The organism is Streptomyces glaucescens, from assembly GCF_002154375.1.
GTDB lineage: Bacteria > Actinomycetota > Actinomycetes > Streptomycetales > Streptomycetaceae > Streptomyces > Streptomyces glaucescens.
This window is the reverse complement of sequence record NZ_MUND01000606.1, coordinates 1-3,920: the sequence shown is the minus strand read 5'-3', so window position 1 is coordinate 3,920 and position 3,920 is coordinate 1. Positions and strand designations below refer to the sequence as shown.

The 3,920-nt window shown below is 71.6% G+C and carries 3 protein-coding genes and 1 pseudogene; 2 read left to right on the top strand and 2 right to left on the bottom strand.

The features are described 5' to 3' along the window. The coding region (locus CCN42_RS32875) for a flavin monoamine oxidase family protein (protein WP_422641226.1) at positions 1 to 1,492 on the bottom strand (1,492 nt) is incomplete at its 3' end. 219 nt (positions 1,493 to 1,711) lie between these two features. On the opposite strand from CCN42_RS32875, the pseudogene CCN42_RS32870 reads away from it, so the two are divergent. Then, positions 1,712 to 2,292, top strand: a pseudogene (locus CCN42_RS32870) (transcriptional regulator). A 91-nt stretch (positions 2,293 to 2,383) separates the two neighbouring features. Here the strand turns inward: CCN42_RS32870 and CCN42_RS32865 are convergent. Further along, complete coding sequence (locus CCN42_RS32865) at positions 2,384 to 2,890, bottom strand: carboxymuconolactone decarboxylase family protein (RefSeq protein WP_086741052.1); 507 nt, start codon at positions 2,888 to 2,890, stop codon at positions 2,384 to 2,386. 96 nt (positions 2,891 to 2,986) lie between these two features. On the opposite strand from CCN42_RS32865, the gene CCN42_RS32860 reads away from it, so the two are divergent. Beyond that, the coding region (locus CCN42_RS32860; protein WP_086741054.1) for a pirin family protein at positions 2,987 to 3,920 on the top strand (934 nt) is incomplete at its 3' end.

The following is a 3,920-nucleotide window of genomic DNA, read 5'->3' as shown; positions in this document are numbered from 1 at the left end:
CGGGGACCGTCACGCCCAGGGCCTTCACTGACTGGTGCGCGCCGAGGTACCTGCCGTCGCCGACCCGGCCCGCTCGGTACCTCTCGTACAGCCCGTCCTCGATGGAGTTCAGCGCCTGCTCCCACTGCTCCTCGGTGAACTCCCACCAGCGCCGGGAGAACTCCAGCAGCACCTTGGTCGCCGCGTCGTAGTGCAGTTCCGTGATGGCCCGGCGCTTGCCGTAGCCGAGCGGAGGGTCGAAGGCCACGTGGCGCAGCCCGGAGAAGGGCACGGTGATGATCGCCTCGTCGCCCTCGAAGACCTCCGTGACACCGCCGTGGCCGGTCTGGCAGTCCTCGGAGACCGTGTGCACCCTGACCTTGCCGCCGCCGCGTTCGATGCGCACGGCGCGCCGGTCGAGCCGTACCTTGCCCTTCACGGGCGCGTACAGCGCGTCGACGAAGGAGGCGGTGCCGCCCTTGATCTCCCAGAACCGGGTCTTCGGGTCGATCAGCGCGCTCGACAGGAAGCTGTGCAGGAAGGACAGGTGCATCCGGGAGGTCAGGTTCTGGATGGTGCCGACCAGGTCGATGGTCCTGGTGTCCAGCTTGGCGACCTCGGTCAGGTACCGGTACATGGACCAGTGGCCGTATCTCTTCAGGACCTCCACCCACCCCTCGACGAGGGCCGTCCCCTCCTTGCCGCGGATGAGCCGGTGCGCGGGTTCGAGGGCTTCCGCGAGGATGGCGGAGGCGGTCTTCGTGCGGTGGGGGCCGGTGATGCCGAAGGTGTCGTTGACCTTCTCGGGGTTCTTCTCGTAGTCGGCCCGGCGCACATGGACGCCGTTGACGTGGATCCAGGTGCGGTTGGCGCGCTGGGCGGGGTTGTCGACGTCCACGTCCACCAGGAGGAACTCCTGGCGCGGCAGGTCGAACTTCTCGAGCAGTGCCATGAGCAGCGGATGGCTCTCGGGCAGCCGCATCGCCCCGCCCTCCGCGTACTGCTTGGGGTCGGCGAAGGGCTGGGCCCCGTTCTCGTGACCGCCCTTGCGGAACGTCTTGATGCGTCCCCCGACACGGTTGCCGTTGGCCTCGATCACGACGACGTCGTGGCCCGCACGGTTCAGCAGGTCGGCGGCGAGCAGTCCCGCCGGCCCGGCCCCGACGACCAGAACCCTCTTCGTCCCCTTCCCCCGGCTGGGCGGCAGTCCGTGCTCGACGACATCCAGGTAGCGCGGGGTGAGGGGCTTGTCGTGCTCGTCGTGGACGACGATGGCGCGCGCGACCGTGGTGTACGCCTCGCTGCCCACTCCGGGCGGCGTGGCGGCCGGTGCGATCGAGGGGGCGGCGGCTGGGCTGAGCGCGGTCGCGGGGGCGGTGGAGGCAGCGGTGAGTCCGGCGGCCAGCGCGGAGGCTCCGGCGGCGGTGACCAGGGTGCGGCGTGAGGGGAGCGGGCTGTCGAGCGACGTACCGGACGTGTGCCGTTCATCGCTCGTGGCGTCGTGTGTGCTCATGGCGCACCACTCTTGGCGTACGAGCCGCACCCGGGAGGCGCCTTCGCACAGACGGGCATTCCAAACCACTCGACGGGTGACTCACGTGCCTGCGCTTCTTGACGTTCGTGACGAGGCCGGCGGCGGACCGTGCCCGGAGCGGCGATGTGCTCCCGCGGCCGTCCGATATCCTGACGCGGCCCGAAGGCAGCCCGGACGCGCGGTGAGTGAGAGTGCTGGATGCCTGAGCGCACGATCGAGTTCGGTACCTACGGTGCTCGCGGCATCAAGGGGTACGAGGCCGTGGCCCGCCAACTCGACGCGCTCGCCGGTTTCGTCGCCACCCCGATCACCGCGCGGCGCGGGCTTCAGGCACGGCTGCACTATCTGACCCGCACCCCGCACCCCGCACGCCCGCGCCGCCGCCCGGGAAGCCCGGCTGACCGTCACCGACCGCACGCTCCGAGCCTGGCTGGACGGCAGGCGCAGCCCGTCCAGGCGCAACCTGGACCGGATCGAGACGGCGTACCGCGCACTGCGGCGGCACAACGTCGCCCGCTACCTGCTCGCGCGCCTCAACCGCGAAGGCCGCGGCAGCCGAGTGGAGTTCCATCCGCTCGACCAGTCCCAGGTGGACCACCCGCCGGCGGGTGGTCGAGTACCGCACCCTCAACGTGCGGCACTGGGACCGGATCGTCGAGGCCTGGGCCGAGGGTGACGACCAGGCGCTGGACGAGGCGTGGATCAGTGACGCGACCGTGGATCCGGGCTCGGAGTGGGGCCAGTACGAGTACGTCACCAACATCGGCTTCGCGGCCTGAGCCGCGGCGGGCGGCAGCCACGGCGCGCGCAGGCCACGGCGCGTGGAGGTCACGGCTGCCGGAGAGCCGCGGACGGCCGCGGGCGCGAGACTCACCGCTGGGGGGTCGTCCTCGCCTCCCCGCCGTCCCGCACGGGGTGCTTGCTCATGATCGAGACGCGGTTGAAGGCGTTCATGGTGAGGGCGACCCAGATGACCGCGGAGATCTCCTCGTCGGAGAGCGCGGACCGGGCCTCGGCGTACGCCGCGGTCTGGGCGCCCGCGTCCGCGGGGTGTGTGGTGGCCTCCGCCAGGGCGAGGGCGGCGCGTTCCCCGGGCGTGAACAGGTCGGTGTCGCGCCACGCGGCCAGGACGCCCAGCCGCCGGGTGGTCTCGCCCGCCCGCAGAGCGGCGCGGGTGTGCAGGTCGAGGCAGTAGGCGCAGGCGTTGATCTGGGACACGCGCAGGTTGATCAGTTCGACGAGGGTCCGGTCCAGCCCGGCCGCGGCGGCCGCCTCCTTCACGGTCTGCGCCGTGGCGGTCAGCGCGCGATACGCGTCCGGGTGCTGCTTGTCGATGTAGACCCGGTTGCCGGGTCGCACCGCCGCCGTGTCCGTCACATGTTCTCCTTCGCCGGGCGATCACTCGCTGATGGTCCTATCATCGACAAGTGAATGTTGAAAGCCGAACGTTTCCTCGCGGGGAAGGCCGGGACAGTGAGTAACACCGAAGCGCGTCCCACCGAGTTGACGTGCGGAGGACCGTCCGGCGAGGACACTCCCTCCGCCGTCGACGTGCTCACCGCCCGGCAGGTCCCGCTGGGCGGCCCGCGAGCCATGCCCGTGCGGCGCACCCTGCCCCAGCGGGCCCGCACCCTGATCGGAGCGTGGTGCTTCGCCGACCACTACGGCCCCGACGACGTCTCCGCCACCGGCGGCATGGACGTCGCTCCCCATCCGCACACCGGTCTGCAGACGGTCAGCTGGCTCTTCAGCGGGGAGATCGAGCACCGCGACAGCCTCGGCAGCCACGCCCTCGTCCGCCCCGGCGAACTCAACCTGATGACCGGCGGTCACGGCATCAGCCACTCGGAGGTGTCAACCCCCGGCACGACGATCCTGCACGGCGTCCAGCTGTGGGTGGCCCTGCCGGACCGACACCGCGACGCCGCGCGGGACTTCCAGCACTACGCACCCGCACCCGTGCCGCTGGACGGCGGCAGCGCCCGCGTCTTCCTGGGCACGCTCGCCGGCGACACCTCACCGGTCCGCACCTTCACCCCGCTGCTCGGCGCCGAGCTGTCCGTCGAGCCGGGCGCGGCACTGACCCTCGACGTCGACCCGGACTTCGAGCACGGGCTCCTCGTGGACACCGGCGACGTCCGCCTGAACGGCACCGCCCTGAAACCGGCCGAGCTCGGCTACGCCGCACCGGGACACGAGGTGCTCACCCTCGCCAACGAGGGGACGGGGACCGCGCGCCTGGTGCTCCTCGGCGGTCCTCCCTTCGGGGAGGAGATCGTCATGTGGTGGAACTTCATCGGCCGCACCCACGACGACATCGTCCGCGCCCGCGAGGACTGGCAGGACGCGTCGGACCGCTTCGGCCGGGTCGAGGGCTACCCGGGCGACCGCCTCCCGGCCCCCGCCC